This is a genomic window from Microbacterium sp. X-17 (assembly GCF_039615055.1).
On sequence record NZ_JBDHNI010000004.1, the window covers coordinates 368492 to 394920 of the forward strand.

Sequence of the window (26429 nt, forward strand, 5' to 3'; positions counted from 1 at the left end):
GTCCGGCACGTACCTGCCGGTGAAGGAGAAGAAAAAATGGCGTCCGTCACGTTCGACAACGCAACCCGCCTCTATCCCGGGGGCACCCGCCCCGCGGTCGACAAGCTCGACCTCGACGTCGGCGACGGGGAGTTCCTCGTCCTGGTCGGTCCTTCCGGATGCGGAAAGTCCACGTCGCTGCGCATGCTGGCCGGCCTCGAAGAGGTCAACTCCGGCCGCATCCTGATCGGCGACCGCGACGTCACCGACATCCCGCCGAAGGATCGCGACATCGCGATGGTCTTCCAGAACTACGCGCTCTACCCGCACATGACGGTCGCCGAGAACATGGGCTTCGCGCTCAAGATCGCCGGCGTGAACAAGGACGAGCGCGCCAAGCGCGTTCTCGAGGCCGCGAAGCTCCTCGACCTCGAGCAGTACCTGACGCGCAAGCCGAAGGCCCTCTCGGGCGGCCAGCGTCAGCGCGTTGCGATGGGCCGCGCGATCGTCCGCGAGCCGCAGGTCTTCCTCATGGACGAGCCGCTGTCGAACCTCGACGCGAAGCTGCGCGTGCAGACGCGCACGCAGATCGCCTCGCTGCAGCGGCGCTTGGGCGTCACCACGGTCTACGTGACGCACGACCAGACCGAGGCGCTTACGATGGGCGACCGTATCGCGGTGCTGAAGGACGGCATCCTGCAGCAGGTGGGCTCGCCTCGCGACCTGTATGAGACGCCGAAGAACATCTTCGTCGCCGGCTTCATCGGATCGCCGGCGATGAACCTGTTCCCCGTCGACCTCGCCGAGGGCGGCATCCGCTTCGGCACCCTCACCGCCCCCGTCGAGGCCGACACGCTCGGCAAGGCGACCGGCAGCGAGGTCATGATCGGCGTGCGTCCGGAGGATCTCGTCGTGAACCCGGCGGACGGCCAGGGCCTCTCGGTCATGGTCGACCTCGTCGAGGAGCTCGGCGCCGACGGCTACCTGTACGGCCACTCCGAGATCGAGGGCAAGCGCACCGACATCGTCGCGCGCGTCGACGGGCGCCGTCACCCGAACGCCGGGGAGCGGATCGTGCTCGCCCCGGTCCCGGGTCACGTGCACGTGTTCGACCCGGAGACGGGCGAGCGCCTCACCGACAAGGCGATCGCCGCGGCCTGACCCCACGACCGCCGTCGCGACACCGGGAGAGACACGGATGCCCGAGACTCTCACGATCGCCGCGACGGCGGTCGATCCCGGCCTGCTCACCCTCCCCTGGCATCTGCCGCTGGCGGACTGGCCGAGCTCGTCGATCGTCTATCTGCCCAAGGGCATCTCCCGGCACCTGGTCCGGTTCGCGACGCTGTCCGGCCGGGTCATCGCGGTCAAGGAGACGACCGAGGAGATGGCCCAGCGCGAGTACGACATGCTCGGCAACCTGCACCGGCTCGCGGTGCCGTGCGTCGAGCGGGTCGCGGTGATCGGCGGACGGACGGATGCCGCGGGCGAGCCCCTCCCGGCGGTCCTCGTCACCGCGCACCTGAGGTTCTCCCTCCCCTACCGCGCGCTGTTCACGCAGGTGCTGCGCCCGCACACGGCGACCCGCCTCGTCGACGCGCTCGCCGTGCTCCTCGTCCGGCTGCACACCGTCGGCTTCGCGTGGGGCGACGTCTCCCTCTCGAACACGCTCTTCCGTCGCGACGCCGGGGCGTTCGCCGCGTATCTCGTCGACGCGGAGACCGGCGAGCTGCACGAGGGCGGCCTGTCCGACGGGCAGCGCGAGCAGGACCTGGAGATCGCCCGGGTGAACATCGCGGGCGAGATCATGGACCTCGAGGCCGGCGGCCGGCTCGAGGGCGGCGTCGACGCAGCCCAGATCGCCGACGGCATCCTCTCCTCCTATCGCTCGCTGTGGGCGGCGCTGACCGACCAGGAGAGCTTCGCGTCGAACGAGTCCTGGCGTATCACGGAGCGCGTGCAGCGGCTCAACGCGCTCGGCTTCGACATCGGCGAGATGTCGATCCAGGCCACCGCCGACGGCGGGCGGGTCTCGATCCAGCCCAAGGTCGTGGATGCCGGGCACCACCAGCGGCGCCTGATCCGGCTGACCGGCCTCGACGTCGAGGAGAACCAGGCCCGGCGGCTGCTGAACGACCTCGACGAGTTCCGGGTGCGTGTTTCGCGAGCCGGCGACGACGAGGAGGTGGTCGCGCACGAGTGGCTCACCCGCGTGTTCGAGCCCGTGGTGCGGGCGATCCCGTTCGATCTGCGGGCCAAGCTGGAGCCGGCGGAGGTTTTCCACCAGGTGCTGGAGCACCGCTGGTACATGTCCCAGGCGCGGGGCACCGCCGTGCCGCTCGCCGAGGTGCTGACGTCCTATGTCGACGACGTGCTGCGGCACCGCAACGACGAGGCCACCGTGATGGGCCCGCCGACGGAGACGGTGAGCCTGTCCGTCCTCCCGCCCGATCCCGCCCACGACGACGACGCCGAGCTCGACTGGCGCGACCTCGTCTGACCCCCGCCCCCCTCTCCGCCCGCCCGGGCCCCGCCCCCTCCTCCGCGCGCCCGGGCCTCGCCCCCTCCTCCGCGAGAACGCGCTTATGTCACGGAAACGGGCCTGTTTCGTGACATACGCGCGCTCTCGCGGGAGGTGGGCCGGGCCGCGCCGGCGGGTCGGTCAGTAGCCGACGGTGAAGCGCTCGCGGCGGTGCTTCGGGCTCTCGATCTCGTCGAGGACCGCGACCGCGAAGTCGGCACCGGAGATGAAGGACTCGCCGTCGGCGTCCACGACGAGCACGTCGCCGCCGTCGCGGTACGTGCCGGTGCGCTCACCGGGCGCCCAGGCGCCGAAGCCGCCGGCGGGGTGGACGTAGAACCAGTCGCGCGATGCGGGCGTCTGCTCGAGGTCCTCGAGGATGTCGACCGCCTCGCGGGCCTCGGGCTTGTACTCGTCCGCGAAGCCGTCGGTGTCGATCAGGCGCGGGCCGCCGGCCGCGACCAGGCTTCCGCCGGCACCGCCGGTGAACCCGATGCGGACGCTGTCCGGAAGGGCCTCGGAGAGCTCCGCGATCGCGGGCCGGAGCTTGCCGAGCATGTCGCCGCGGGGCGCGACGGCCGAGAAGACCACGTCGACGCCCTCGAGCTCGGCCACGAGACCGGGCACGTCCAGCACGGTGCCCTCGACATAGGTGGCGCCCGGCACGCGCTCGGCGGCGCCCTTGCGAGCGACCGAGACCACGTCGTGGCCGCGGCGCACGGCCTCTTCCACGACGTTGCGACCGGCGTATCCGGTCCCTCCGAGCACAGCGATACGAGTCATGGCATTCCTTCCGTCAACGGGGTTACGGCAGAAACAATCCGCGGCGCCGCGACTTCATTCCCGCGAATGCGTCAGCCGTCGAGCGCGGCACGCGCCGTCGAGATCTGGTAGAGCGCGACGGATGCCGCGATCCCGGCGTTCAGGGACTCGGTCGTCGCCGAGATCGGGATCGACACGATCTGATCGCACGTCTCGGTGACGAGCCGCGACAGGCCCTTCCCCTCCGATCCGACCACGACCACGACCGGCCGGTCGGCGAGCTCGAGGCCGGGCAGCGACACGTCGCCGCCGCCGTCGAGCCCCAGGACGAACACGCCCTGCTTCTTGAACTCGCGCAGCGTCGTGGTGAGATTCGGCGCGATCGCGACGGGCACGCGCGCCGCGGCGCCCGCGCTCGTCTTCCACGCCGCTGCGGTGACGCCCGCGCTGCGACGCTGCGGCACGATGACCCCCTGACCGCCGAAGGCGGCGGTGGAGCGGATGATGGCGCCGAGGTTCCGCGGATCCGTCACGCCGTCGAGCGCGACGATGAGCGGCACCTGGTCCGCGTCGAAGATCTGCTCCAGCAGATCCTGCGGATGCGCGTACTCGTACGGCGGCACCTTCAGCGCCACGCCCTGGTGCACCCCGTCCGGACCCGCCATGCGGTCGAGCTCGGGCCGCGTCACCTCCAGCACCGGGATCTCCCGGTGCGTCGCGATCGACAGCATCTCCTTGACCCGGTCGTCCATCTCGACGCGCTGCGCGACGTAGAGCGCGGTCGCGGGGATGCGCGTGCGCAGGGCCTCCAGGACGCTGTTACGCCCGGTCACCGTCTCGGTGTCCGCGGCGTCCTTCCCGCGCGACGGGCGGTTGACGTTCGTCGCGCGCGGCTTCGGGCGGCCGCCCGCGGCGATGAACCGCTCCTGCGCGGCCTTGCGCTGACCCGCGGGATGCCAGGCACGATCCTCCGCCTTGGGCGTCGGGCCCTTGCCTTCGAGCGCCTTGCGCCCCTGCCCGCCGCTGCCCTTGGTCGCGCCCTTCTTGCTTCCGGTGCGTCGCGCGCCCGGCCGTCCTGGCTTCGTCATGAACGCCCTTCCTCTCCGGCCGCAATGGTCCAGTGCGTCCCGTCCGCCGTGTCCTCGAGTGTGATCCCGGCCTCGGCGATCGCGTGGCGGACGCGGTCCGCCGCGGCCCAGTCCTTCGCGGCGCGCGCCTCCGCCCGCTGCGCGATCATCGTGCGCAGCAGCGCGTCGAGCGCGGATGCCGCCGGCCCACCGTCCGCGGAGCGCCACAGGCTGTCGCTCGGGTCGATCCCGAGGACGCCGGTCATGCTCGACACCTCCCCGTGCGCGAGGATCGCGGCCGCGAGATCGCCGGCATCCAGTGCCGCGTTCCCGGTCCGCACCGTCTCGTGCACGACCGCGAGCGCCTGCGGGACGCCGAGGTCGTCGTCGAGCGCGGCGGCGAAGTCCTCGGGGATCCCGCCGGCCACCGGCACACCGCCGTTCGCCCGGACGACACGCGTCTGGAACGTGCGGATGCGGTCAAGCGCGGCCTCCGCCTCGTCGAACGCCTGCGCGGAGACGTCGAGGCTCGAGCGGTAGTGCGCGGCCGCGAGCGCGTAGCGCACCACGAGCGGGTCCCGGGTCGCAAGCACGTCGTGCGCGAGCACGAAGTTGCCGAGCGATTTCGACATCTTCTGTCCCTCGACCGTCACGAGCCCGTTGTGCACCCAATACCGTGCGAACGCGTCGCCCGCGGCGGCCGACTGCGCGAGCTCGTTCTCGTGGTGCGGGAACCGCAGGTCGAGGCCGCCGCCGTGGATGTCGAACTCGGGTCCGAGGTAGCGGCGCGACATCGCGGAGCACTCGATGTGCCAGCCCGGCCGGCCCGCGCCCCACGGCGCTGCCCAGGTCGCACTCGCCGGCTCGCCGGCCTTCGCACCCTTCCACAGGGCGAAGTCGTGCGGGTCGCGCTTCCCGCGCGGGTCGGCATCCGCCGCCTCCATGGCATCGAGCCCCTGGTGCGTGAGCGCGCCATATCCGCGCCACGAGCGCACCTCGAAGTAGACGTCGCCCGACCCGTCCGGCGCGGCGTAGGCGTGGCCCGCGGCGATCAGGTGCTCGATCAGCTCGATCATCTGCGGGATGGATCCGGTCGCGCGCGGCTCGTACGTCGGAGGAAGGATGCCGATCGCGGCATACGCGCTCGTGAACTCGAGCTCCATCCGGTACGCGAGCGCCCACCAAGGCTCGTCGTCCGTCGCGTTCGCGAGCACCTTGTCGTCGATGTCGGTGACGTTGCGCACGAACGTGACCCGCTCGAAGCGGTGCGCGAGCCACCGGCGGAGGAGGTCGAACGCGAGCGCGCCCCGCAGGTGGCCGATGTGCGGACCGGACTGCACGGTGGGTCCGCAGACGTACATCGTGACGTTCCCGGCCTCGCGGGGCAGGAACTCACGCAGCGCCTGCACCTTCGTGTCGTAGAGCCGGACGGTCACCCGTCCCAGCGTAGTCGGCGCACCCCTCCCTTCCCCGCCCCCCCCAGCCCCGCCACCTCCCGCCGAGAACGCGCGTATGTCACGTTCCTACGGCGTGTCTGTGACATACGCGCGTTCTCGCGGGGTGGGGGTCAGGCCGAGGCCGACCCGGAGAGGGGGTCAGGCGGGGAGGAGAAGGGCCACGGCGAAGGCGGCCACGCCCTCGCCCCGGCCGGGGAACCCCAGGCCGTCGGTCGTCGTGGCCGAGACGGAGACGGATGCCCCGCCCAGGGCCGCCGACAGGGTGCGCTCGGCCTCTTCGCGCCGTGCCGCGAACCGCGGCCGCGTGGTCTGCACCTGCACCGCGACGTTCCCGATGGTCCAGCCGGCGGCGCCGAGGAGCCCGCGCGTGTGGGCGAGGAAGACGTCGGCGTGCGCACCCGCGAACTCCGGGCGCGACGTGCCGAAGCGGCTGCCGATGTCGCCGAGCCCCGCCGCGGACAGCAGCGCGTCGACGATCGCGTGCGCGACGGCATCCCCGTCCGAGTGGCCGGAGAGCGCCGGCTCGCCGGGCCACTCCAGGCCCGCGAGCCACAGGACCCCGTCCCCGCCGAACGCGTGCACGTCGGTGCCGAGGCCGACGCGCGGCGCACCCGCCGCGGCCGCACCGGCGACCGCGGGGACCGGATGGACGGCCACGAGCGAACGCGCCCGCTCCAGGTCGGCGGGCGTCGTGATCTTGAAGGCGCGCGCATCGCCGGCGACGGTCGCGACCTGATGGCCCGCCGCCGCGACGAGCGCGGCGTCGTCCGTGTACTCGCGGTCGGCGACGCGGTACGCGGTGTCGAGGATCTCGCGCCGGAATCCCTGCGGCGTCTGGGCCGCGGCGAGCTCGGACCGGTCCACGACGCCCAGGATCTCGCTGCCCGAGACGCGCCGGATGGTGTCGACGACCGGCAGCACGGGGACCACGCCCCAGCCGGTCTCGTCGACCGCCTCGATCACGCGATCGAAGACGTCGGGCGGCGTCAGGGCGCGCGCGGCATCGTGCACGAGCACGATCTCGACGTCGGGCCACACGGCGGCGAGCCCCGCCGCGACCGACTCCTGCCGCGTCATCCCGCCGGACACGACGCTCACGAGCTCGCGCCGCGAGCCCGCGGCCTCCTCGGCATCCGTTCGCGCATCGCCGACGAACTCGCGCGGCGCCACGACGACGACCTGCGTCTCGTGCGCGACCGCGAACACGCCCCGGAGCGCGTGCCGGAGGATCGTATGCGCGTCGAGCCCGACGAACGCTTTCGGCAGTGCCCCGCCCAGTCGCGTGCCGGAGCCGGCCGCCACGACGACGACCGCGATGCGCGGCACCGGCGTGACCGCGTTCAGGAGGCGAGGACCTCGTCGAGGACGCCGGACGCCTGCTCCTCGTCGTTCTTCAGCGCGAGCGCGATCTCGGAGACGAGGATCTGGCGGGCCTTCGCGAGCATCCGCTTCTCCCCCGCCGAAAGACCGCGGTCCTGATCGCGGCGCCACAGGTCGCGGACGACCTCGCTGACCTTGATGACGTCACCGGAGGCGAGCTTCTCGAGGTTCGCCTTGTACCGGCGCGACCAGTTCGTGGGCTCCTCGGTGAACTCGGCGCGCAGCACCTCGTACACCCGCTCCAGCCCATCGGTGCCGATCACGTCGCGGACGCCCACGAGGTCGACGTTGTCGGCCGGCACCTCGATCGTCAGGTCCCCTTGAGTCACTCGCAGCTTGAGATAGACCTTCTCTTCGCCTTTGATGATGCGGGTCTTCACTTCGGCGATCGTTGCGGCCCCGTGGTGCGGATAGACGACCGTTTCGCCAACCTCAAAAAGCATGGAGTTATGTCCTTTCGGCGGCTTCAACCATACCACAGCGGTTATGCGCTAAGGTTCGCCGTTCACCGCCGGAGACCCCGTCCGGACGGGGTCGCGCCGACCCTCTAGACTTCAGGGTGGACGCCGAGATCCCTGTGGGAGGAACCGTGAAATCGCGCCTCATCGCGCCGCTCGCACCGCGCTTCGTCGCGGCCATCGCGCTGGGTGCCGCCATCGCTCTCGGAGCGACCGGATGCGCCTTCCTCACGCCGGTGAGCACGACGGTGCCCTACTCCCCTTCGGACGGGATGAACGTTCCTGCGGAGAGCGGCCCGCTCCAGGTGCGCAACGCGCTCGTCGTCGGCAACGAGGACGGCACGAAGGGCAACTTCGTCGCGGCGATCATCAACGACACCGACACGGCCCAGACGCTGAACCTCGACATCAACAACAACGGCTCGCGCCGCGTCCGCGTCCCCGCGCACTCCACGGTCAGCCTCGGCGCGCAGGGCACCGACCCGCTGCCGATCCAGAACCTCGGCACGCTGCCGGGTCAGACCATCCCGATCACGTTCCAGTCCGGCAACGCGACCGGCGTCACGGTCCTGGTCCCGGTGCTGAGCGCCGTCGGCGACTACCGGCTCCTCAACCCGTGAGCCGCCGCCGGCGCGAGCCGGCTCAGGCCTCGAACCGGTAGCCGAGGCCGCGCACCGTCACGAGCATGTTCGGCTCGCCCGGGTTCTGCTCGATCCGTGAACGGATCCGCTTGATGTGCACGTCGAGCGTCTTGGTGTCGCCGAAGTAGTCGGTGCCCCAGACGCGGTCGATGAGCTGCCCGCGGGTGAGCACGCGGCCGGCGTTGCGCATGAGCACCTCGAGCAGCTCGAACTCCTTGAGCGGCATGCTGATCTCGTCGCCGTCGACCGCGACGGTGTGCCGGTCGATGTCGAGCGTCACACGGCCGCCGGCGAGGACGTGCTCCTCCAGGTCGGACTCCACGTGCGAGAACCGGCGCAGCACCGCCCGCATCCGCGCGAGGAGTTCGCGGGCCGAGTACGGCTTCGTGACGTAGTCGTCGGCGCCGAGCTCCAGCCCGACGACGATGTCGACCTCGGAGTCCTTCGCGGTGAGCATGATGATCGGCACGTTCGACTCGCCGCGCAGCTGACGGCAGACCTCGGTGCCGGGCATCCCGGGAAGCATGAGGTCGAGCAGCACGATGTCCGCGCCGTGCTCGTGGTACGAGGCCAGCGCGGCGGCGCCGTCATCGGCGATCTCGACGTCGAAGCCCTCCCGGCGCAGCAGATACGCCAGCGGGTCGGCGAGATCCGGCTCGTCCTCGACGATCAGTACGCGGGTCATGCGAGCACTCCATTCGGGTTCTTCGGCTTCTTCTTCTTGGGCTTGCGGGGACGCTTCTCGACGGGGAACGACGTGTCGGCCGGCACCGTGGCGATCGGGATGCTCACCGTGAACGTCGAGCCGCGGCCCGGGCGTGACCAGAGCCGCACCTCGCCGCCGTGCCGCTGGACGGCGTGCTTGACGATCGACAGTCCGAGGCCCGTGCCCCCGGTCCGGCGCGAACGCGCGTGATCCGTGCGGTAGAAGCGCTCGAAGATGCGCTCCTGCTCCTCGTCCGGGATGCCGATGCCGCGGTCGGTGACGGCGATCTCCACGGTGTCGGCGACCGCCTTCACGCCGACGCCGACGCTCGAGCCACGAGGAGAGTAGGCGATCGCGTTGGCGATGAGGTTGCCGATCGCCTCGGCGAGCACCTGCCGGTCGCCGCGGACGTAGAGGCCGCGCATCCCGCCGCGCACGAGCTCCACGCCGGCGGAGCCCGCCTGGATCGCGTTGGCCTCGATGGCGGATGCCACGAACTCGTCCACCGGCACCTCGCGCACCTCGCCGAGCTCGTCGGCCGCCTGCAGCCGGGAGAGGTTCATGATGCGCGACGTGAGCGACGAGAGGCGGTTCACCTCCGCGGTGAGCCGGCGGGAGAAGACGCGCACCTGCTCGGGGTCGTCGGCGGCGGACTCGATCGCCTCGGCGAGGAGGCTGACGGCGCCGACGGGGGTCTTCAGCTCGTGGCTCGTGTTCGCGACGAAGTCACGACGCATCTGCTCGACGCGCTCCCGCTCGGTGATGTCGCGCATGATGACGAGCACGAGGCGCTGGGACAGCGGTACGGCACGCGCCGAGATCACCCGCGTCTCGGCCGCGGACGCCCCCCGGCGGATGCTCATGGTCTCGGCGGCCGGCGCGCTGTTCGCGCGGGCCGTGCGGGCGAGCTCGCGCACCTGCGGGTCGGGCACCTGCTCGCCCTCGCGGAGGCCGAACGCCTCGCCGGCGGCGGAGATCGCCTGCACGGTCCCGGATGCGTCGAGGACCGTGGCGGCGTCGTCGATGCCCGCGAGCACCTCGCGGACGCCGATCGGGATCGCCGTCGATTCGTCGCGCCGGGCCCGGTTCCGGGCGTTGATCGCGAGCGTGATGAGAAGCGTGAGCGAACACCCGATGAACAGACCCAGCAGGAGGCTCAGCGCCGCCTGCATCGTGTCCATTCCCTAAGAGTAGATGCCGCCGTTCGAGGCATCCGGCCCGAGACGCGCCCCACGGCCCGAGGGCCGGCAGTATTCACTCGGTCAGCACCGGACGTTAACCTTCGATGGCGAGAATCGCCAAGATCTGTGCCGTCTCCGCGGCCGTCTACCCAGGAAGGATGTGCGATGCGCGAAGTTTTCCAGCAGTCGCTCGCCGATGTGCAGGATCGGCTCGTCGAGATCTCCGAGCTCGTGACGGTCGCGATCGACAAGGCCACCCGGGCGTTCGGCTCGAGCGACGTGACGCTCGCGGAAGAGGTCATCCAGTCCGACCCGGAGATCGACAAGAAGAGCGTCGCCCTGGACGAGATCGCGATCGACCTCCTCGCCCGCCAGCAGCCGGTCGCGACCGATCTGCGCGTGATCGTCTCGGCGCTGCGAATGAGCGCGTCGCTCGAGCGGATGGGCGACATCGCCGAGCACATCGCCCAGCTGACCCGCCTCCGCTTCCCGGAGCGCGCGATCCCCAAGGGCCTCAAGCACACGTTCACCGAGATGGGCACGCTCGATGTGCAGATCTCGCGGAAGCTCACCGAGCTCCTCCGCACGTACGACATGAACATCGGGGTGGAGATCCGCGACATCGACGCGCAGCTCGACGAGCTCCACGTCAGCGTGTTCGAGAAGGTCCTGAGCGACTCGTGGAAGGGCGAGGCGACCGCGACGGTCGACGCCACGCTCGCGAGCCGGTACCACGAGCGCTTCGGCGACCACGCCGTGGCCGTCTCGAAGAAGATCGCGTACCTCGCGACGGGCGACTGGTCGGGCGAGACCCCGGTCTGAGCCCTACCGCTTGCCCTGGGCGGCGACCGCGGCGGCGCCCGCGGCCGCGGCCTCCGGGTCGAGGTACTCGCCGGCGCCGATCGGCGTCAGGTCCGCGTCGAGGCGGTACACGAGCGGGATGCCGGTAGGGATGTTGAGCGCGGCGATGTCGTCGTCGCCGATGCCCTCCAGGTGCTTCACGAGCCCGCGCAGGGAGTTGCCGTGCGCGGTGACCAGCACCGTCTTCCCGGCCCGGAGGTCCGGCACGATGTCGCTCTGCCAGTAGGGCAGCATCCGGTCGATCACCAGCGACAGCGACTCGGTGCGCGGGAGCACGCCGTCCATCCCGACGTAGCGCGGGTCGCCGACCTGGCTGAACTCGTCGTCGTCCGCGAGCGGGGGCGGCGGCACGTCGAACGACCGGCGCCACAGCATGAACTGCTCCTGGCCGAACTCCGCGAGCGTCTGCGCCTTGTCCTTGCCCTGCAGCGCGCCGTAATGCCGCTCGTTGAGGCGCCACGAGCGCTTCACCGGGATCCACAGCCGGTCGGCCGCGTCCAGCGCGATGTTCGCGGTCTGGATGGCGCGGCTGAGCACCGAGGTGTGCAGCACGTCCGGCAGCAGCCCCGCCTCCGCCAGCAGCTCGCCGCCGCGCTGCGCCTCCGCCTTGCCCTGCTCGGTGAGGCGGACGTCCACCCATCCGGTGAAGAGGTTGAGTTCGTTCCACTCGCTCTGGCCGTGGCGGAGCAGGATCAGCGTGTAGGGCTCGGTCATCCCGCCATGATATCGAGGCGAGATGACCGTCCCGAGGTGGCATCGTGGAACGCATGACGGCTGCCGAACGCCCCGTCGGGCAGATCACGCGGGGGACGACCGGCACCAACCGGCTGCGCCGCGTCGACCGCTGGATCGCGCGGCATCCCGTCCTGCGGCGGACCGCGGATCCGCTCGTCGTCGACCTCGGGTTCGGCGCCAGCGCCGTGACGACACTGGAGCTGGAGGCGCGGATCCATCGCGTCCGGGGCGACGTCGACGTGCTCGGGCTCGAGATCGATCCAGCCCGCGTCGCCCGGGCACGCGCGCAGCTCGCGGAGGTGCACGCGGGCGAGACGCCGTTCCGGCCGGACGCGCGCGTCGGCTTCGCCCGGGGCGGCTTCGAGGTGCCGGCTCCCGGCGGCCGGTCCCCCGTCGTCATCCGCGCCATGAACGTGCTCCGGCAGTACGAGGAGGGCGAGGTCGCGGATGCCTGGCGGCGCATGGCCGCGCGGCTCGCGCCCGGCGGGATCCTCGTCGAGGGCACGTGCGACGAGCTCGGACGGATCGCGACGTGGGTCGAGGTCGGCCCGGACGGGAACCCGCGGACGCTCACCGTGTCGTTGCGGCTCGCCGGGCTCGAGCTGCCCGGCGTCGCCGCCGAGCGGCTGCCGAAGGCGCTGATCCACCGCAACGTGCCCGGCGAGCGCGTGCACGACTTCCTCACGGCGCTCGACCGGGAGTGGATCCGCGCCGCGCCGCTGTCGCCGTTCGGCCCGGTCCACCGGTGGCGGTCCGCGCTCGCGGCGCTGGCGCACGAGTGGCCGCTGCCGGCCCGCTCCCGCTGGCGCCTCGGCGAGGTCACGGTCCCCTGGGCGGCGGTCGCCCCCGGGCCCTAGATGCGCGGGACGGCCGCGCGCGCGTCGGCGCTCGACAGGCCCGTCGCGGTGAGGAGATCCACGACGATCGGCCGCAGCGCGTAGGCGAGGTCCTGGTCACCGAGCGACCCGTCGGGGAGGATCTTCCGCGGATCGAGGCCTCCGGCGAGCGCCAGGAGCGCCTCCCGGGCGGCCGGCTCGAACGCGATGTCGTCGAGCGCCTCGTTGATGAGGCCGGCCGCGGCGACGATCTCGCCGAGGAGGCTGGCGACGACCGGGCGGCTCACCCCGTCGTCGGTCTGGTAGACGGCGCGCCGCGCGAGCACGCGGAGGTTGCGCACCGCGAGGTCCATCGCCCGGCGTACACGCTCGTGGCGGATCAGCTCAGCGCGCCCGCGACGGAGGAAGGGCGAGATCCGCGCGACCGCGACCGCGGAGTCGAGGGCGATCCGCCACTCCTCGACGAGCGGGCTCAGCGCGCGGGCCTTCTCGAGACCCCGCTCGGCCCGGAAGCGGTCGCCGCGGCGCAGCCCCTGCCCGACAGCGCCCGCGGCGGAGTCGAACGCGGCGAACAGGGCCTTCGCCTTCCGCAGCTCGTCATGGCGGATGCGACGCGGCAGCAGCGCGGTCGCGAGGAGCGCCACGACGGCGCCGACCACGGCATCCTCGAAGCGCGCGAACGGCGCGATGGTGGGCAGCACGACGACGATCGCGGACTGGATCGCCGCCACGATCGCGAATCCCGGCTGCGCGGAGAGGGCCCGGGCGATGAGCAGTGTGATCGTCATCGCGAGCGCCACCTGCCACCAGCCGGTGCCGGCGACCACCAGCAGGAGCTCCGCGATGAAGACGCCCAACAGCATCCCGACCACGGTCTCCAGCACCCGCAGCGGTCGGGCGTCCCCGGCGAGGCCGAGGCTGGAGATCGGGATCGTCACCGCAAGGATCGGATTCGGATGCCCGATCACGAAGAACGCGAACGCGTAGGCCGCCGTCGCCGCCACGACGATCTGCAGGATCGCGGGCCACGAGTCCCGCACGCGTCCGAGGGCGGCCCGCGGATCGATCGCCCGTCGCCATCCCGTCGGGACCGGACCCGTCGCGGGATCGCGCGGGGCGCTCACGACGCGGGCGGGCGGCGATTCAGCCGGGGCAGGCGGGGGACGGATGCCGCCGCCCCGGCCTCCGCCGGCACGACGACCCGCGGCGAGGCTGCGACGGGTCCGTCCGCGGTGTCCACGACGTAGTCGACGTCGACGGGCGCTGCGCGGCGCACGACCGCGAGCGCGATCGGGCCGTCCTCGTAGTGCACGGCCGCCGCGCGCACCGTGCCGATCACGTCGTCGCCGACGCGGACCTCGGCACCGGGCGCGGGCAGCACGCTGTCGCTCCCGTCGAGCTGCAGCGCGACGAGACGGCGAGGCGGATGCCCGAGGTTGTGCACCTTCGCGACGGTCTCCTGGCCGCGGTAGCAGCCCTTGTCGAGGTGCACGGCGGTGCGGAGCCAGTCGAGCTCGTGCGGGATCGAGCGCTCGTCGAGCTCGGCCGCCGAGGGCCGCCACGCCGCGATGCGCAGCGCGTCCACCGCCAGCAGTCCCGCGATCGCCCGCTCCCCCGCGGCGGCTTCGGCGATGAGCCGGCTGCGCTCGGCGCAGGCTACGACGGCCTCGGCCCAGTGGCGCGCGGAGCCCGGGTGGTCGGCGTCGTCGGCATAGCCGACGCCGCCGTCCGAGACGCCGGGCCACGGGTCGCGCCACAGGAGCGGGGTGCCGGCGGGCGAAGCCACCGCGACGCCCGCGAGGGCGTCCGGCGTGCCGCCGACGACCGCGTACTCCGCCGAGGCGTCCCACGGCTCCACGCGCAGGCGGAAACGCATCTTCAGGAGCCAGGCCAGCAGGCCCGCCGCCCGGTCGCGGTCGACGAGGAGCCAGGCGGTCTCACCGTCGTCGAGGACGCCGGCGGCGTGCTCGACGTGCCCCTGCGGGTCGAGCACGAGCAGCTCGGTGCTCACGCCCGGCTCGAGCCGGGCGAGCGCCTGGGACGTGATCGAGTCGAGCCACGTGAGCCGGTCGGGACCGCCGACGGCGATCACCGCGCGATCGTCGAGGATCGCGAGCGCCCCGCCCTCGGCGAGCGCGCGCTGCTCCGTCAGCGGCGAACCGCTGTGCTGGAGCCCGCGCTCGTCGACGACGGCGCCGGGGATCGTCCGCAGCTCGGCATCCATCAGTCGGCCTTCGCGAGTCGGGCGGACGCGTGGGCGGACAGCTCGGTGCCGAGCGCCGCGATGTCCCACGCCCACAGCAGATGGCGGTCGACGAGCCCGTACATGCGCGACGCGGCCGCGTAGGCCTTCGCGCCGGCGGTCCGGACGACGGCGTCGGTCGCGATGTCGATCCGCGGACCGCGGACCTCGCCGAGGTAGAGCTCGCACACCCCGTCGGCGCGCACGATGGAGACCTCGAGATCGAAGCCGCCCTCGGTGTTGCGGAGCAGCTCCACGTCGTCCGCCGTCCGGGCGACCGGCGGGAGCAGCGGCGGAAGAAGGGCCGGACCGGGGTCGGACTCCGCGGCCGTGCGCGACAGGCGCCAGTACCCCATCTCAGCGAGCAGCGGGGCACGCTCGCCATCCTCGGGCAGCAGCCACGCCGAGGCGGAGTAGTTCAGGTACGGGCCGCCGTCATGGCTGAAGCTCACGCGGTGCAGGAACTCGCCCGCGTAGTGGTGGCCGGCGGCCTCGTAGTCGATGACTCCCGTGCCCTCCCAGACACCGACCAGCCAGGACAGAGGGACGAGGTCGGCGGGAAGGTCGGTCGGAAGCTCGAACACGACGGTCAGCGCTGGCCGCGGTAGAGGTTCTTGATCACGACTCCGGAGACGAAGAGGATCGCGAGGGAGGCGAGACCCAGCAGCCCGACGAAGAAGAGTTCCAGCGCGACGAGGTCCATCCTCTTACCTTAGACCGGAAACAGAGCGGCGACGGCGAAACCGATGCTCTCGATGCCAAGCACGACAAGGGCGCCGAGGACGCTCAGGGCGACGCGCTCGATGAAGCGATGGGACGTCCCCGAGAGGATCTGGAGCAGGAAGGCGAGGACGAGCGAGCCGCCCAGCGCGACCGTCAGCCACGGTGCGCGCCACTCCGGTGTGGCGAAGATGCCGATCGCGATGCCGGCGAGCGCCGCGACGATCCAGACCGCGCCGACCGTGCCGGCAGAGCGCCGCGGTGCGAGCGAGGGCGTGGCCATGGGACCCACCCTAAGATAATCAATCACGGAGGGCGACGTGGCACAGCTACTGGTACTGAGTTCCGCGCGAGGCGACGGCGTGGCTCTGCCTGCACTCGAACTGCTGGGCCATGGCGTCCGTCAGATCCCAGCCGAACCGGCTCAGCTCGTGAACGCCCCGAGCGCGGACGTCATCTTCGTGGACGCACGCGCCGATCTGGCAGGCGCCAAGTCGCTCTGCAAGATCCTGACGACGACGGGGCTCGAGGCTCCGCTGATCCTCATCGTGACGGAGGGCGGCTTGACCGCCGTCTCGCCGGACTGGGGCGTCGACGACGTCGTCCTCGTCACGGCGGGCCCCGCCGAGGTCGACGCACGGGTGCGCCTCGCCGTGGGACGCGGCGAGAAGGATCAGGTCTCGACGCGGATCCAGGCCTCGGGCATCACGATCGACGAGTCCTCCTACTCGGCGAAGGTGCACGGGCATCCGCTGGACCTCACGTACAAGGAGTTCCAGTTGCTCCACTTCTTCGCGACGCACCCCGCACGGGTCTTCACGCGCGAGCAGCTGCTGAGCGAGGTGTGGGGCTACGACTATTTCGGCGGCACACGCACGGTCGACGTCCACGTGCGCCGCTTGCGCGCCAAGCTCGGCGACCTCGAGCAGCTGATCGGCACGGTGCGCAACGTCGGTTACCGGCTCAACGTCTACGAGGACGACCAGTCGCCCGCCCGGCCGAACGCGTGACGTTCATGCACCCGTCATCTAGCCCTGGGAGGATGAACGAATGATCGAACACGATGTGCTCGACACGGGGCTCGGGGACGCGGACGACGACGACTTCGATGCCGCCGTCGAGAGCTTCGACGCGGCGCTGCCCGAGAACCGCTACCTCGATCGAGAGCTGAGCTGGCTCGCGTTCAACCAGCGCGTCCTGGAGCTCGCCGAGGACCCGCGCATCCCGGCGCTCGAACGGGCGAACTTCCTCGCGATCTTCGGCAGCAACCTCGACGAGTTCTTCATGGTCCGCGTCGCTGGCCTGAAGCGCCGTATCGTGACCGGCCTCGCAGTGCCCACGAACGTCGGGCGCGCCCCGCAGGATCTGCTCGCCGACGTCTCCCGCGAGGCCCACCGCCTGCAGTTGCGGCACGCCGAGGCCTGGCGCTCCGAGGTCCGGCCGGCCCTCGCCGACGCCGGCATCGAGATCCTCGCCTGGTCCGAGCTGCAGGACGAGGACCGCTCCCGCCTGTACGACTTCTTCCAGGCCCAGGTGTTCCCGGTCCTCATGCCGCTCGCGGTCGATCCGGCGCATCCGTTCCCGTATATCTCCGGCCTCTCGCTGAACCTCGCGATCCGCGTCCGCAACGCGCGGACCGGCCGCCAGGAGTTCGCGCGCCTCAAGGTGCCGCCGATGCTCCCCCGCTTCGTCGAGGTGTCGCGGGAGGGCGAGCGCGTCCGCTACATCGCGCTCGAGGATCTCATCGCCAACAACCTCGGCGACCTCTTCCCGGGGATGGAGATCATCGACCACCACGCCTTCCGGGTCACGCGCAACGAGGACGTCGTGATCGAGGAGGACGAGACCGAGAACCTCATCCAGGCACTGGAGGCCGAGCTCCTCCGCCGCCGGTTCGGGCCGCCCATCCGCCTCGAGGTCGCCGAGGACATGGACGAGGTGACACGCGAGCTGCTCGTCGACGAGCTCGGCATCTCGGACCAGGAGGTTTACCGGCTCGCCGCTCCCCTCGACCTGCGCGGCGTCTTCCAGATCTCGCGGATCGACCGTCCCGAGCTGCACTACGCCCCGCACGTGCCGACGACGGCTGTCGCCTTCCAGCCCGGCGACAACAACGAGCGGCCGGACATCTTCTCGGTCCTCCGCCACGGCGACGTGCTCGTGCAGCACCCGTATGAGTCGTTCGCGACGAGCGTCCAGGCGTTCCTCGAGCAGGCGGCGAAGGACCCGCACGTGCTCGCGATCAAGCAGACGCTCTACCGCACCTCGGGCGACAGCCCCATCATCGAGGCCCTCATCGACGCGGCGGAGTCGGGCAAGCAGGTGCTCGCGCTCGTCGAGGTGAAAGCCCGCTTCGACGAGGCCGCGAACATCGTGTGGGCGCGCAAGCTGGAGAAGGCCGGCGTCCACGTCGTGTACGGCCTCGTCGGGCTGAAGACCCACTGCAAGCTCCTCCATGTCATCCGCGACGAGGACGGGATGCTGCGCAGCTACAGCCACATCGGGACGGGCAACTACAACCCGAAGACGAGCCGCCTGTACGAGGACTTCGGCCTCTTCACCTCGAACGCCGAGGTCGGCCGCGACCTCACGCGGCTGTTCAACGAGCTGTCCGGCTACGCGATCGAGAAGAAGTTCCAGCGACTGCTGGTGGCCCCCCTCCACCTGCGCAAGGGGCTCATCCGGCTCATCGACGACGAGCGCCGGAACGCGCTCGAAGGCCGCCCGTCGGGCGTCCGCATCAAGGTGAACTCGATGGTCGACGAACAGATCATCGACGCGCTCTACCGCGCGAGCCAGGCCGGCGTGCCCATCGAGGTGTGGGTGCGCGGCATCTGCGGCATCAAGCCGGGGGTCCCCGGCCTGAGCGAGAACATCCGGGTCCGCAGCATCCTCGGCCGGTACCTGGAGCACTCGCGCATCTTCTCGTTCGTCGCCGGCGGCGATGCCCAGGTCTACATCGGCAGCGCCGACATGATGCACCGCAACCTCGACCGCCGCGTCGAAGCGCTCGTGCGGGTCGTGGCCTCCGACCAGCTCGCGCAGCTCGACGACCTGTTCTCGCTCGCGATGAGCGACGACACGAGCTCCTGGTGGCTCGGCTCGGACGGCGAGTGGACGCGGCACAGCACCGGCGAGGAGGGCCAGCCCCTCCTCGACCTGCAGGATCACACGATGGCGAACATCCAGCGGCGGCGGCGTACGCGCACGGTGCGATGACGGACAGCGTCGTGCACGCGGCAGGCGGGGTCCTGTGGAGGCTGGTCGACGGCCGCCTCCGCATCCTCTTGATCCACCGCACGCAGTATCGCGACGTTACTTTGCCGAAAGGCAAGGTCGAGCCCGGCGAGACGCTCGTCGAGACCGCGGTGCGCGAGCTCGAGGAGGAGACCGGCATCCGCGTCGAGCTCGGGGTCCCGCTCGGCGTCTCCCGCTACCACCTCCCGAGCATGCGCGAGAAGGTCGTACAGTACTGGGCCGCGAAGGCGACGGACGAGGCGATCCAGCAGTCGTCGTTCGTGCCGAACAAGGAGATCGCGGCGGTCGAATGGGTCTCGCCGAAGCGAGCGCTGTCGTGCCTCAGCTATCCCGTGGATGTCGACATCGTGCGGCGCTTCCTCCGGTACGCGGACGACGGCGTGCTCGACACGTTCCCGCTCGTGGTGCTGCGTCACGCGAAGGCGGTCGCCCGCGGGGAGTGGACGAAGGACGACGCCAGCCGCCCGCTCACCGCACGCGGCGAACGGCAGGCGCGGGCCGTGGTCGGACCCCTGCGTGCGTTCGGCGTGCGCCGCATCTTCTCGAGCGACGCCGTCCGGTGCGCGGCGACCGTCGCGCCGCTCGCCGCCGCACTCGACCGCAAGGTGCACCTCATGCCGGAGCTCAGCCAGGATGCCTGGGAGCTCGGGCAGTCGGATCCGCGGACCGTCATCGGCAAGCGCATCCGCGCGAGCCTGCCCGCGGTGCTCTGCTCGCACGGACCGGTCCTGCCCGACATCCTCAACGAGATCGCGCTCGCCACCGGAACACTGCGCAACACGCACCTCGGCAACGCCTCGTCGCTAGAGGTGGGGGCCTTCTCGGTGGTCCATCTCTCCGCAACGAAGCCCGGGGCCGGGATCGTCGCGATCGAGACGCACGCCACCCAGGTCTGACCGCGGCGGCACCCGCCGAGGTCAGGACAGGAGCGCGACCAGCTGCGCCTTCCGCATCCGCGTGTAGCCGTGATGACCGGCGGCGCGCGCCCGCGACCGGAGCTCGATGACCGTGAGCTCGGCCAGCGCGGGCGCCGTCAGCACGATCGGGGCCGAGACCCCGGGGACGGCGGCGAGGGGCGGGGCGACCTCCACGCGCGTGCGCTCGGCCTTGGCGATCGCCTTCGCGGTTGCCCGTACCAGCGCACCGGTGATCGCGACGGCTTGTTTCGTGTACTTCTCGGGGTTCTTGCGGACCGTCTTCGTATCGACGTCCGTCAGGGCGCGGACCTCGTCCGCCAGCGCCGTCACCTTCTTCGCGTCCTTGCGGGGAAGGCTCCGGGCCACGGTGTGCGCCAGGGTCGCCGCGTCCGCGGCGACGGCAATCGCATCGAGCGCGGGTTGCGCCGATGAACTCGTCTTAGCCATGAGCAGAGCCTAACGCCGGTCCCCGTTCACCTCCCGTTCACGAATCGAGCTCACTCCCTTAAGAGTCGATGTCTACGTTCTACGCGAGCCCTGCACCGGGCCACAGATCCCTGAATGTGAAGGATTCACAGTGAAGATCACTCGTTTGGCCCAGATCGGGGCCATCGCCGCGGTCGGCGCGATCGCGCTCGCCGGATGCTCGTCCACCGCGGGTAGCGGTTCGTCGAGCTCGCCGTCGGCCTCAGCCTCCGCGAACGCCGTCACCTCGAAGGTGGACCCGAGCCTCACCGGCACGATCACCGCCGGTGGCTCCAGCGCCCAGGCCAACGCGCAGGCCGCATGGACCAGCGCCTACAACGCCCAGGTCAAGGGCGTCACGATCAACTACGACAAGTCGCAGGGCTCGGGCGGTGGCGTTACCAACTTCCTCAGTGGCGCCTACGACTTCGCCGGCTCGGACTCGCCGCTCAACGCGGACCAGACGACCAAGTCGCAGGCGATGGGCGGCGGCATCAACCTCCCCATCTACCTCGACGGTGTGGCGATCATCTTCAACATCCCGGGTGTCACGAGCCTGAAGCTCAGCGGCGCGACGATCGCGAAGATCTTCAACCTGCAGATCACCGACTGGTCGGACCCGGCCATCACGGCGGACAACGGCACCGCGCTCCCCGCCGGTCCGATCACCACGGTCGCCCGCTCGGACGGTTCCGGCACGACGCAGAACTTCACGAACTACCTCGCGGCGACGCAGGCGGCGAACTGGCCCTACAAGGCCGCCAACTCGTGGCCCGTCACCGGCAACGTCTCGCTCCAGAAGGGCGGCTCGGGCGTCGTGAACACGGTCCAGGCCGGCGCCGGCACGATCGGCTACGCCGACCACTCCGCGATCGGCACGCTGAGCTCTGCGGCGATCATCCAGAACGGCACCGCCATCCCGTTCAGCGCCGACGCGGTCACGCAGACGTTCGCGGTCGCGTCAGTCCCGAACCCGAACGGCGTCGCGGGCGACCTGTCGCAGAAGTTCGACTACTCGAAGCTCACGACCTCGACCTACCCGATCCCGCTCGTGTCGTACGCGGTCCTGCCGCTGACGTTCAAGACGGCGACGCAGGCGACGCTCACCACCAGCTACCTTGGCTTCATCGCCTCGACGGCGGGCCAGGCGGTCTCGGCGAAGAACGCTGGCTCGGCTCCGCTGCCGAACTCGATCCTGACGCAGGTTCAGACGAGCCTCGGGACCGTCAAGTAATCGCATAACGCGGAAGTTCAGGGCTGCCCCTGTCCGAGATCTCTCGGACAGGGGCAGACTGAGCAAGACCCCCGAACGGAGACGGTCGGAGGCCTCGCTGAGTCGAATGCCGAACCCGAGACGCAGGCGACCCAGACACCCGAACGAAGGAGCCATCGTGTCGATGCGAGACCCAGAGGAACGCAATGACTAGCGCGAGCGCATCCACGCGCGGCGTCGCGGTCAAGAACAGCGCGAAGCGCCGGGCGGGAGACTCCGCGTTCCTCGGGCTCTCGACGGGCGCCGCCATCTCGATCCTCGTCATCCTCGCCGGCGTCGCGATCTTCCTGATCATCCAGGGCCTCCCCGCGATCACCGCGAACTGGGCCGACAGCACGTCGCTCAGCTCGATCCAGAACCCTGCGCACGTGCCGTGGGCGAGCTTCTGGGCGTACGTGGCGCCGCTCCTGTGGGGCAGCCTGTGGGCCGCGTTCATCGCGATGGTGCTCGGAACGCCGGTGGCGGTCGGCATCGCGCTGTTCATCTCGCACTATGCGCCCCGCCGGGTCGCGGGCTTTCTCGGCTATGTGGTCGACCTGCTCGCCGCGGTCCCCTCGATCGTCTTCGGCCTCTGGGGCATCATCGTGATCCGCCCCTTCCTGCTACCGCTGTCGGACTTCCTGAACACGTACTTCGGCTGGATCCCGCTGTTCGAGGGCCCGGTCTCCTCAACCGGATCGACCATGCTCGCCGGTGGCCTCGTGCTCGCGGTGATGATCCTCCCGATCGTCACGTCGATCACGCGCGAGATCTTCCTGCAGACCCCGCGCCTGCACGAGGAGGCGGCGCTCGCGCTCGGCGCGACGCGCTGGGAGATGATCCGCCTGTCGGTGCTGCCGTATGCCCGCAGCGGCATGGTCTCCGCGACGCTCCTCGGCCTCGGCCGCGCGCTCGGCGAGACGATGGCCATCGCACTGATCATCTCGCCGTCGCTGATCTTCTCGGTAAAGCTGCTCACGGACGGTTACAACTCGCAGACGATCGCGGCGAACATCGCGCTGAACTTCCCCATCTCCGACGACATCCAGCGCTCGGCACTCGTCGGAACCGGCCTCATGCTGTTCGTGATCTCGTTCGGCGTAAACATGCTGGCGCGTTACATCGTCGCGGCCTCGGGGCCGCAGGGGAACAAACGCAAGCGCCGCAAGGAAGGGAAGACCGCGTGACCGCCTCCGCAGCGACCGGCGCGCGGCGCACCGCGCCCGCCCGCCTCACGAGCGGCCAGCTGCCGCGATTCATCGAGCCGATGATCCTCGTCGGTGTCGCGGTCGTCGTCGGCGTCGTCCTCTTCCTCCTCACCCGGGACTTCAACGCGGGTCTCTGGCTCTTCCTCACCGCGATCGCGTATCTCGTCGCGGTGGGTGTGGCTTCGAGCATCGTGGAGAACCGCCGGAAGGCGACCGACCGGGTCGTCCGCGGCCTCGTGGTGAGCGCGTTCGTGCTGGCCGTCATCCCGCTGGTCTCGACGCTCGTCACGGTCATCGCGCAGGGCGCGCAGGTCGTGAACTGGCAGTTCATCACGACCGTGGGCGGCACCCAGTTCAACCCCGAGACGCTCGAGGTCACGTACGTCCCCGGCGCGCTGCAGGCGATCGTCGGCACGCTCATCATCACCGGCATCGCGACGGTGATCTCGGTGCCGATCGGCATCCTGACCGCGGTCTACCTCGTCGAGTACGCCCAGCCGAACAACCCGCTGCGCCGCGCGATCACGTTCCTCGTGGACGTCATGACCGGCATCCCGTCGATCGTCGCCGGTCTGTTCGCGTTCTCGCTGTTCGCCCTCATCGTCGGGCCGAAGGCCTTCAGCGGGTTCTCCGCGTCGATCGCCCTCTGCGTGCTCATGATCCCGATCGTGGTCCGCTCGACGGAGGAGATGCTGCGGCTCGTCTCGCCGGAGCTGCGCGAGGCGTCCTATGCGCTCGGCGTGCCGAAGTCGACGACGATCATGAAGGTCGTGCTCCGCACCGCCGCGAGCGGCATCGTCACGGGCGTCGTGCTCGCCATCGCCCGCGTCGTCGGTGAGACCGCGCCGATCTTTATCGCGGCGAGCTTCACGGACGCGTTCAACGCGAACCCGTTCTCGGACCCGATGCAGACCCTCGCGGTCATGGCCTACACGAACTACAGCTTCCCCACGACGGACATCGCCGCCAGCCAGGCTCAGGCCTGGGGGGCCGCGCTGCTCCTGGTGATCCTGGTCGTGATCTTCAACCTCATCGCCCGCATCGTCGCGACCGTGTTCGCGCCGAAGAGCCGCTAAGCAAGGAAGGCGCATCCGCGTGTCCAAGAGCATCGAAGTCAACAACCTCAACGTCTACTACGGCGACTTCCTGGCCGTCGAGGGCGTGTCGATGGAGATCGCGCCGCGCACCGTCACGGCGTTCATCGGTCCGTCCGGCTGCGGCAAGTCGACCTTCCTGCGCACGCTCAACCGCATGCACGAGGTCATCCCCGGCGGTCACGTCGAAGGCGAGGTGCTCGTCGACGGTGAGAACCTGTACGGGCAGGGCGTCGACCCGGTTCTCGTGCGCCGTCAGGTCGGCATGGTCTTCCAGCGTCCGAACCCGTTCCCGACGATGTCGATCCGCGAGAACGTCCTAGCCGGCGTGCGCCTGAACAACAAGCGCATCTCGAAGTCGGATTCCGACGCGCTCGTCGAGCGGTCGCTCGGGGGCGCGAACCTCTGGAACGAGGTCAAGGACCGCCTCGACAAGCCGGGCGCCGGCCTCTCCGGCGGCCAGCAGCAGCGCCTGTGCATCGCGCGCGCGATCGCGGTCTCCCCCGACGTGCTGCTGATGGACGAGCCCTGCTCGGCCCTCGACCCGATCTCGACGCTCGCGATCGAGGACCTCATCGAGGAGCTCAAGACCGAGTACACGATCGTGATCGTGACGCACAACATGCAGCAGGCGAGCCGCGTGTCGGACAAGACGGCGTTCTTCAACATCGCCGGCACCGGCAAGCCGGGCAAGCTCATCGAGTACGACACGACCTCGTCGATCTTCACCTCGCCGTCCGTGCAGGCCACCGAGGACTACGTCTCCGGCCGCTTCGGCTGATCCCCCGGGTCCCTGGGCCGGGGCCCGGGGCCTGGCATGCACCCGCCGAGAACGCGCTTGTGTCACGAAAACGGTCCGTTTTCGTGACACAAGCGCGTTTTCACGTTGGGGTGGTGCGGGGCGGAGACGTCAGGTGGTGCGGGGCGGAGACGTCGGGTGGTGCGGGGCGGAGACGTCGGGTGGTGCGGGGCGGAGACGTCGGGTGGTGCGGGGCGGAGACGTTGGGGGGTCAGGAGCGGGGGCGCAGGAGGGCGGCGTTCAGGGCCGCGGTGAGGTCGGCGTCCACGGGGCGCGGGGCGCCGTCGACGGCGCGGATCGGGGCGGCCAGGCGCACGCTCGACAGGAGCCACGCGGCATCCGCATTCCGGAGGTCGTCGACGGACAGGTCCTCCTCCGCGGTCCCGACCCCTTCCGCGGCGAGGTGCGCGAACAGCGCGAGCTGCGTCGTGCCGCGGAGGATACCCGTGGTGTGGCGCGGCGTGCGGAAATGCCCGCGGATCCGGAGGACCACGGAGGACGTCGGGCCCTCCATCAGCACGCCGTCGGACGACACGAACACGACGTCGTCCGCGTCGCGCCGGTGCGCTTCGCGGAGCGCCGCCATGTTCACCGCGTAGGACTGCGTCTTCGCGCCGAGCAGCAGCCACGGCGCGCGCGCCGCGGCGCCACTGTCGAGCCCGCGATCGAGCGTGACCACGCGGATGCCGGTCGTGCGGGCGGGTCCGTTGTCCAGGGCCGGGTTCGCGACGATCCACGCCGTCGGCCCGCTGCCGCGACCGCGGCTGAGCACGAGGCGGATCGCGCTCTCCCCCGCCGGGCACTCCGCCGCGACGCGGGCGATCGCCGCCCGCCACTGCGCGGCATTCGGCCGCGGGAGGTCGCAGAGCCGCGACGAGTGGTCGAGGCGCGCGAGGTGCGCCTCGACATCCTGGGCGTGCCCGTCGACGACGCCGAGCGTCTCGAAGACGGCATCCCCCCGGAGCACGCCGTCGTCGTCGAGCGGCAGCACGGGGGTCGAGGGTGCGACGGAGACGAACGTGTCGTCGAAGCCGTCACGGTCGGCGTCGTGATCGACGGGCGCGATGAGCAGTGCGTAGGGCAGCGACATGCCCCGATGCTACGCGTCCGGAATGTCCGCGCAACGGTCGCCGTTACACTGAAGTGGCCGGGCCGCAGTAACCCCGGGCTCCATCTTCTGCCGCTACGAGCGGCCTTGCGCCGAGAGGCGTTTCTGCGGCCCGGCACTTTCGTTCTCGCCCGACGGTGTCAGGTCAGCGAGTCGCGCCGCCAGAGACCGGCGCTCGCTGCGAGGTCGTTCGCGTACGTCGACAGACGCAGCGCGCGCGTCGTGAGCGCCGAGGAGCGCTCCGGTTCCGTGGCCTCGTAGTCGTCCGCGAGGTGGGTGGCACCAGCGGCCGCGACGCGGCAGAACGCCGCGGCGCGGTCGAGCGCGACCCCGAAGTCGCCCGAGAAGAGCCCGCGCATGATCGTGTCGACGAGCGCGACGAGCTCATCCGGTCCGGCGGGCGCCGGCGCACCCGCGACGGCCGCGTCGATGGAGGCGAGCTCGCCACGGCCGCGCTCGTACAGGAGCGCGGCCGTGTGCGGGTCGTCGTGGATCATGAGCTGCAGGAGGTACAGGCGCCACAGCGCCCCCGGCAGGGTGCGGGCGGGCGACCGGGACCACAGCTCGGCGATGTCGTCGATCCCGTGCTCGCCGGTGAAGCCGACGAGGCGCTCGACGACGTCGGGATGCGGGTCCTCACGCACCCGCCGCAGCAGGGCAGCCGCCGTGGCGTGGGCGACGCGGGATACCTCGGAGGGGTCGTCGCCGGCGTAGAACCGGTCGAACACCTCGGCCGGCCGACGCACGGGCTTGTGGTAGCCGCGGGTCTGGTCCGTCACCCG

27 protein-coding genes are annotated in these 26429 nt (G+C 70.9%); 12 read left to right on the plus strand and 15 right to left on the minus strand.

The window, feature by feature from the left end; all coding sequences use genetic code 11:
- Positions 1 to 36 precede the first annotated feature (36 nt).
- Both ugpC and ABCS02_RS21230 read left to right on the plus strand, forming a co-directional pair.
- Positions 37 to 1140, plus strand: coding sequence for a sn-glycerol-3-phosphate ABC transporter ATP-binding protein UgpC (gene ugpC, locus ABCS02_RS21225; RefSeq protein ID WP_345837680.1), 1104 nt, complete (start codon positions 37 to 39; stop codon positions 1138 to 1140).
- Positions 1141 to 1177: 37 nt separating this feature from the next.
- Entirely contained in the window at positions 1178 to 2479 is a 1302-nt protein-coding gene (locus ABCS02_RS21230; RefSeq protein WP_345837681.1) for a DUF4032 domain-containing protein, read from the plus strand.
- A gap of 162 nt (positions 2480 to 2641) precedes the next feature.
- Here the strand turns inward: ABCS02_RS21230 and ABCS02_RS21235 are convergent, their stop codons facing one another.
- The 5 genes from ABCS02_RS21235 to ABCS02_RS21255 all read right to left on the minus strand — a co-directional run bounded on the left by ABCS02_RS21235 (position 2642) and on the right by ABCS02_RS21255 (position 7609).
- Positions 2642 to 3283 carry an NAD(P)H-binding protein gene (locus ABCS02_RS21235; RefSeq protein WP_345837682.1) on the minus strand — a complete coding sequence of 214 codons (642 nt, stop codon included), beginning with the start codon at positions 3281 to 3283 and terminating at the stop codon, positions 2642 to 2644.
- 71 nt (positions 3284 to 3354) lie between these two features.
- Positions 3355 to 4350: a 23S rRNA (guanosine(2251)-2'-O)-methyltransferase RlmB gene (gene rlmB / locus ABCS02_RS21240; RefSeq protein WP_345837683.1), complete on the minus strand. Its 996-nt coding sequence runs from the start codon at positions 4348 to 4350 to the stop codon at positions 3355 to 3357.
- On the minus strand, positions 4347 to 5765 hold the full coding sequence (gene cysS, locus ABCS02_RS21245) for a cysteine--tRNA ligase (protein WP_345837684.1): 1419 nt from the start codon (positions 5763 to 5765) through the stop codon (positions 4347 to 4349). The genes rlmB and cysS overlap by 4 nt, the downstream gene beginning before the upstream one ends.
- Positions 5766 to 5924: 159 nt before the next feature.
- Positions 5925 to 7130: a 2-C-methyl-D-erythritol 4-phosphate cytidylyltransferase gene (ispD, locus tag ABCS02_RS21250; protein WP_345838003.1), complete on the minus strand. Its 1206-nt coding sequence runs from the start codon at positions 7128 to 7130 to the stop codon at positions 5925 to 5927.
- On the minus strand, positions 7127 to 7609 hold the full coding sequence (locus ABCS02_RS21255) for a CarD family transcriptional regulator (protein ID WP_345837685.1): 483 nt from the start codon (positions 7607 to 7609) through the stop codon (positions 7127 to 7129). Before ABCS02_RS21255 ends, ispD begins: the two co-directional genes overlap by 4 nt.
- Positions 7610 to 7755: 146 nt before the next feature.
- Between ABCS02_RS21255 and ABCS02_RS21260 the strand changes: the two genes are divergently transcribed.
- A complete protein-coding gene (locus tag ABCS02_RS21260) occupies positions 7756 to 8244 on the plus strand; it encodes a DNA modification methylase (protein ID WP_345837686.1) in 489 nt (162 codons plus the stop codon).
- 22 nt (positions 8245 to 8266) lie between these two features.
- On the opposite strand, the gene ABCS02_RS21265 is transcribed toward ABCS02_RS21260, so the two are convergent.
- Positions 8267 to 8950, minus strand: coding sequence for a response regulator transcription factor (locus ABCS02_RS21265; protein WP_345837687.1), 684 nt, complete (start codon positions 8948 to 8950; stop codon positions 8267 to 8269).
- Entirely contained in the window at positions 8947 to 10152 is a 1206-nt protein-coding gene (locus ABCS02_RS21270) for an ATP-binding protein (protein WP_345837688.1), read from the minus strand. The genes ABCS02_RS21265 and ABCS02_RS21270 overlap by 4 nt, the downstream gene beginning before the upstream one ends.
- A gap of 165 nt (positions 10153 to 10317) precedes the next feature.
- Between ABCS02_RS21270 and phoU the strand changes: the two genes are divergently transcribed.
- The gene (phoU, locus tag ABCS02_RS21275) at positions 10318 to 10974 is read left to right on the plus strand and encodes a phosphate signaling complex protein PhoU (RefSeq protein WP_345837689.1); all 657 of its coding nucleotides are present in this window, start codon (positions 10318 to 10320) and stop codon (positions 10972 to 10974) included.
- Positions 10975 to 10977: 3 nt separating this feature from the next.
- On the opposite strand, the gene ABCS02_RS21280 is transcribed toward phoU, so the two are convergent.
- Positions 10978 to 11727, minus strand: a complete 750-nt coding sequence (locus ABCS02_RS21280; RefSeq protein ID WP_345837690.1) for a phosphoglyceromutase — start codon at positions 11725 to 11727, stop codon at positions 10978 to 10980.
- Positions 11728 to 11780: 53 nt separating this feature from the next.
- Here ABCS02_RS21280 and ABCS02_RS21285 point away from each other — a divergent pair, with 53 nt between their 5' ends.
- Complete coding sequence (locus tag ABCS02_RS21285) at positions 11781 to 12605, plus strand: class I SAM-dependent methyltransferase (RefSeq protein ID WP_345837691.1); 825 nt, start codon at positions 11781 to 11783, stop codon at positions 12603 to 12605.
- Here the strand turns inward: ABCS02_RS21285 and ABCS02_RS21290 are convergent.
- From ABCS02_RS21290 to ABCS02_RS21305, 4 genes are all read right to left on the minus strand, one after another.
- Complete coding sequence (locus ABCS02_RS21290; protein WP_345837692.1) at positions 12602 to 13708, minus strand: FUSC family protein; 1107 nt, start codon at positions 13706 to 13708, stop codon at positions 12602 to 12604. The genes ABCS02_RS21285 and ABCS02_RS21290 overlap by 4 nt on opposite strands.
- Positions 13705 to 14808, minus strand: a complete 1104-nt coding sequence (locus ABCS02_RS21295; protein ID WP_345837693.1) for a folate-binding protein — start codon at positions 14806 to 14808, stop codon at positions 13705 to 13707. The genes ABCS02_RS21290 and ABCS02_RS21295 overlap by 4 nt, the downstream gene beginning before the upstream one ends.
- Positions 14808 to 15410 carry an FABP family protein gene (locus tag ABCS02_RS21300; protein WP_345837694.1) on the minus strand — a complete coding sequence of 201 codons (603 nt, stop codon included), beginning with the start codon at positions 15408 to 15410 and terminating at the stop codon, positions 14808 to 14810. Before ABCS02_RS21300 ends, ABCS02_RS21295 begins: the two co-directional genes overlap by 1 nt.
- Before the next feature lie 128 nt (positions 15411 to 15538).
- On the minus strand, positions 15539 to 15829 hold the full coding sequence (locus ABCS02_RS21305; protein WP_345837695.1) for a hypothetical protein: 291 nt from the start codon (positions 15827 to 15829) through the stop codon (positions 15539 to 15541).
- 37 nt (positions 15830 to 15866) lie between these two features.
- Between ABCS02_RS21305 and ABCS02_RS21310 the strand changes: the two genes are divergently transcribed.
- Genes ABCS02_RS21310 through ABCS02_RS21320 form a run of 3 tightly spaced genes read left to right on the plus strand, consistent with a single transcriptional unit; the run spans position 15867 to position 19700 of the window.
- Positions 15867 to 16556, plus strand: coding sequence for a response regulator transcription factor (locus ABCS02_RS21310; RefSeq protein WP_345837696.1), 690 nt, complete (start codon positions 15867 to 15869; stop codon positions 16554 to 16556).
- Between the two features lie 40 nt (positions 16557 to 16596).
- Positions 16597 to 18765, plus strand: a complete 2169-nt coding sequence (locus ABCS02_RS21315; protein WP_345837697.1) for an RNA degradosome polyphosphate kinase — start codon at positions 16597 to 16599, stop codon at positions 18763 to 18765.
- A complete protein-coding gene (locus ABCS02_RS21320; RefSeq protein WP_345837698.1) occupies positions 18762 to 19700 on the plus strand; it encodes an NUDIX domain-containing protein in 939 nt (312 codons plus the stop codon). The genes ABCS02_RS21315 and ABCS02_RS21320 overlap by 4 nt, the downstream gene beginning before the upstream one ends.
- Positions 19701 to 19721: 21 nt before the next feature.
- On the opposite strand, the gene ABCS02_RS21325 is transcribed toward ABCS02_RS21320, so the two are convergent.
- Positions 19722 to 20168, minus strand: coding sequence for a hypothetical protein (locus tag ABCS02_RS21325; RefSeq protein ID WP_345837699.1), 447 nt, complete (start codon positions 20166 to 20168; stop codon positions 19722 to 19724).
- Between the two features lie 130 nt (positions 20169 to 20298).
- Here ABCS02_RS21325 and ABCS02_RS21330 point away from each other — a divergent pair, with 130 nt between their 5' ends.
- The 4 genes from ABCS02_RS21330 (at position 20299) to pstB (ending at position 24521) form a co-directional block, all read left to right on the plus strand.
- Complete coding sequence (locus ABCS02_RS21330; protein WP_345837700.1) at positions 20299 to 21420, plus strand: substrate-binding domain-containing protein; 1122 nt, start codon at positions 20299 to 20301, stop codon at positions 21418 to 21420.
- A gap of 185 nt (positions 21421 to 21605) precedes the next feature.
- Complete coding sequence (gene pstC / locus ABCS02_RS21335) at positions 21606 to 22625, plus strand: phosphate ABC transporter permease subunit PstC (protein WP_345837701.1); 1020 nt, start codon at positions 21606 to 21608, stop codon at positions 22623 to 22625.
- Positions 22622 to 23722: a phosphate ABC transporter permease PstA gene (pstA, locus tag ABCS02_RS21340; protein ID WP_345837702.1), complete on the plus strand. Its 1101-nt coding sequence runs from the start codon at positions 22622 to 22624 to the stop codon at positions 23720 to 23722. The genes pstC and pstA overlap by 4 nt, the downstream gene beginning before the upstream one ends.
- Positions 23723 to 23741: 19 nt before the next feature.
- Positions 23742 to 24521, plus strand: coding sequence for a phosphate ABC transporter ATP-binding protein PstB (gene pstB / locus ABCS02_RS21345; RefSeq protein ID WP_345837703.1), 780 nt, complete (start codon positions 23742 to 23744; stop codon positions 24519 to 24521).
- Between the two features lie 229 nt (positions 24522 to 24750).
- Here the strand turns inward: pstB and ABCS02_RS21350 are convergent, their stop codons facing one another.
- Together ABCS02_RS21350 and ABCS02_RS21355 are read right to left on the minus strand one after the other, a co-directional pair.
- Positions 24751 to 25629 carry an aminotransferase class IV gene (locus tag ABCS02_RS21350; protein WP_345837704.1) on the minus strand — a complete coding sequence of 293 codons (879 nt, stop codon included), beginning with the start codon at positions 25627 to 25629 and terminating at the stop codon, positions 24751 to 24753.
- 158 nt (positions 25630 to 25787) lie between these two features.
- Complete coding sequence (locus ABCS02_RS21355) at positions 25788 to 26426, minus strand: DNA-directed RNA polymerase subunit beta (protein ID WP_345837705.1); 639 nt, start codon at positions 26424 to 26426, stop codon at positions 25788 to 25790.
- Positions 26427 to 26429: the final 3 nt, after the last annotated feature.

Coding starts and splice junctions, on each gene's coding strand:
- ABCS02_RS21280 (WP_345837690.1), bottom strand. CDS start 11,727: ATGACCGAGCCCTACACGCTGATCCTGCTCCGCCACGGCCAGAGCGAG.
- ugpC (WP_345837680.1), top strand. CDS start 37: ATGGCGTCCGTCACGTTCGACAACGCAACCCGCCTCTATCCCGGGGGC.
- ABCS02_RS21270 (WP_345837688.1), bottom strand. CDS start 10,152: ATGGACACGATGCAGGCGGCGCTGAGCCTCCTGCTGGGTCTGTTCATC.
- ABCS02_RS21255 (WP_345837685.1), bottom strand. CDS start 7,609: ATGCTTTTTGAGGTTGGCGAAACGGTCGTCTATCCGCACCACGGGGCC.
- rlmB (WP_345837683.1), bottom strand. CDS start 4,350: ATGACGAAGCCAGGACGGCCGGGCGCGCGACGCACCGGAAGCAAGAAG.
- ABCS02_RS21235 (WP_345837682.1), bottom strand. CDS start 3,283: ATGACTCGTATCGCTGTGCTCGGAGGGACCGGATACGCCGGTCGCAAC.
- pstC (WP_345837701.1), top strand. CDS start 21,606: ATGACTAGCGCGAGCGCATCCACGCGCGGCGTCGCGGTCAAGAACAGC.
- ABCS02_RS21325 (WP_345837699.1), bottom strand. CDS start 20,168: ATGGCTAAGACGAGTTCATCGGCGCAACCCGCGCTCGATGCGATTGCC.
- ABCS02_RS21320 (WP_345837698.1), top strand. CDS start 18,762: ATGACGGACAGCGTCGTGCACGCGGCAGGCGGGGTCCTGTGGAGGCTG.
- ABCS02_RS21295 (WP_345837693.1), bottom strand. CDS start 14,808: ATGGATGCCGAGCTGCGGACGATCCCCGGCGCCGTCGTCGACGAGCGC.
- ABCS02_RS21305 (WP_345837695.1), bottom strand. CDS start 15,829: ATGGCCACGCCCTCGCTCGCACCGCGGCGCTCTGCCGGCACGGTCGGC.
- ABCS02_RS21265 (WP_345837687.1), bottom strand. CDS start 8,950: ATGACCCGCGTACTGATCGTCGAGGACGAGCCGGATCTCGCCGACCCG.
- ABCS02_RS21350 (WP_345837704.1), bottom strand. CDS start 25,629: ATGTCGCTGCCCTACGCACTGCTCATCGCGCCCGTCGATCACGACGCC.
- ABCS02_RS21315 (WP_345837697.1), top strand. CDS start 16,597: ATGATCGAACACGATGTGCTCGACACGGGGCTCGGGGACGCGGACGAC.
- phoU (WP_345837689.1), top strand. CDS start 10,318: ATGCGCGAAGTTTTCCAGCAGTCGCTCGCCGATGTGCAGGATCGGCTC.
- ABCS02_RS21285 (WP_345837691.1), top strand. CDS start 11,781: ATGACGGCTGCCGAACGCCCCGTCGGGCAGATCACGCGGGGGACGACC.
- ABCS02_RS21230 (WP_345837681.1), top strand. CDS start 1,178: ATGCCCGAGACTCTCACGATCGCCGCGACGGCGGTCGATCCCGGCCTG.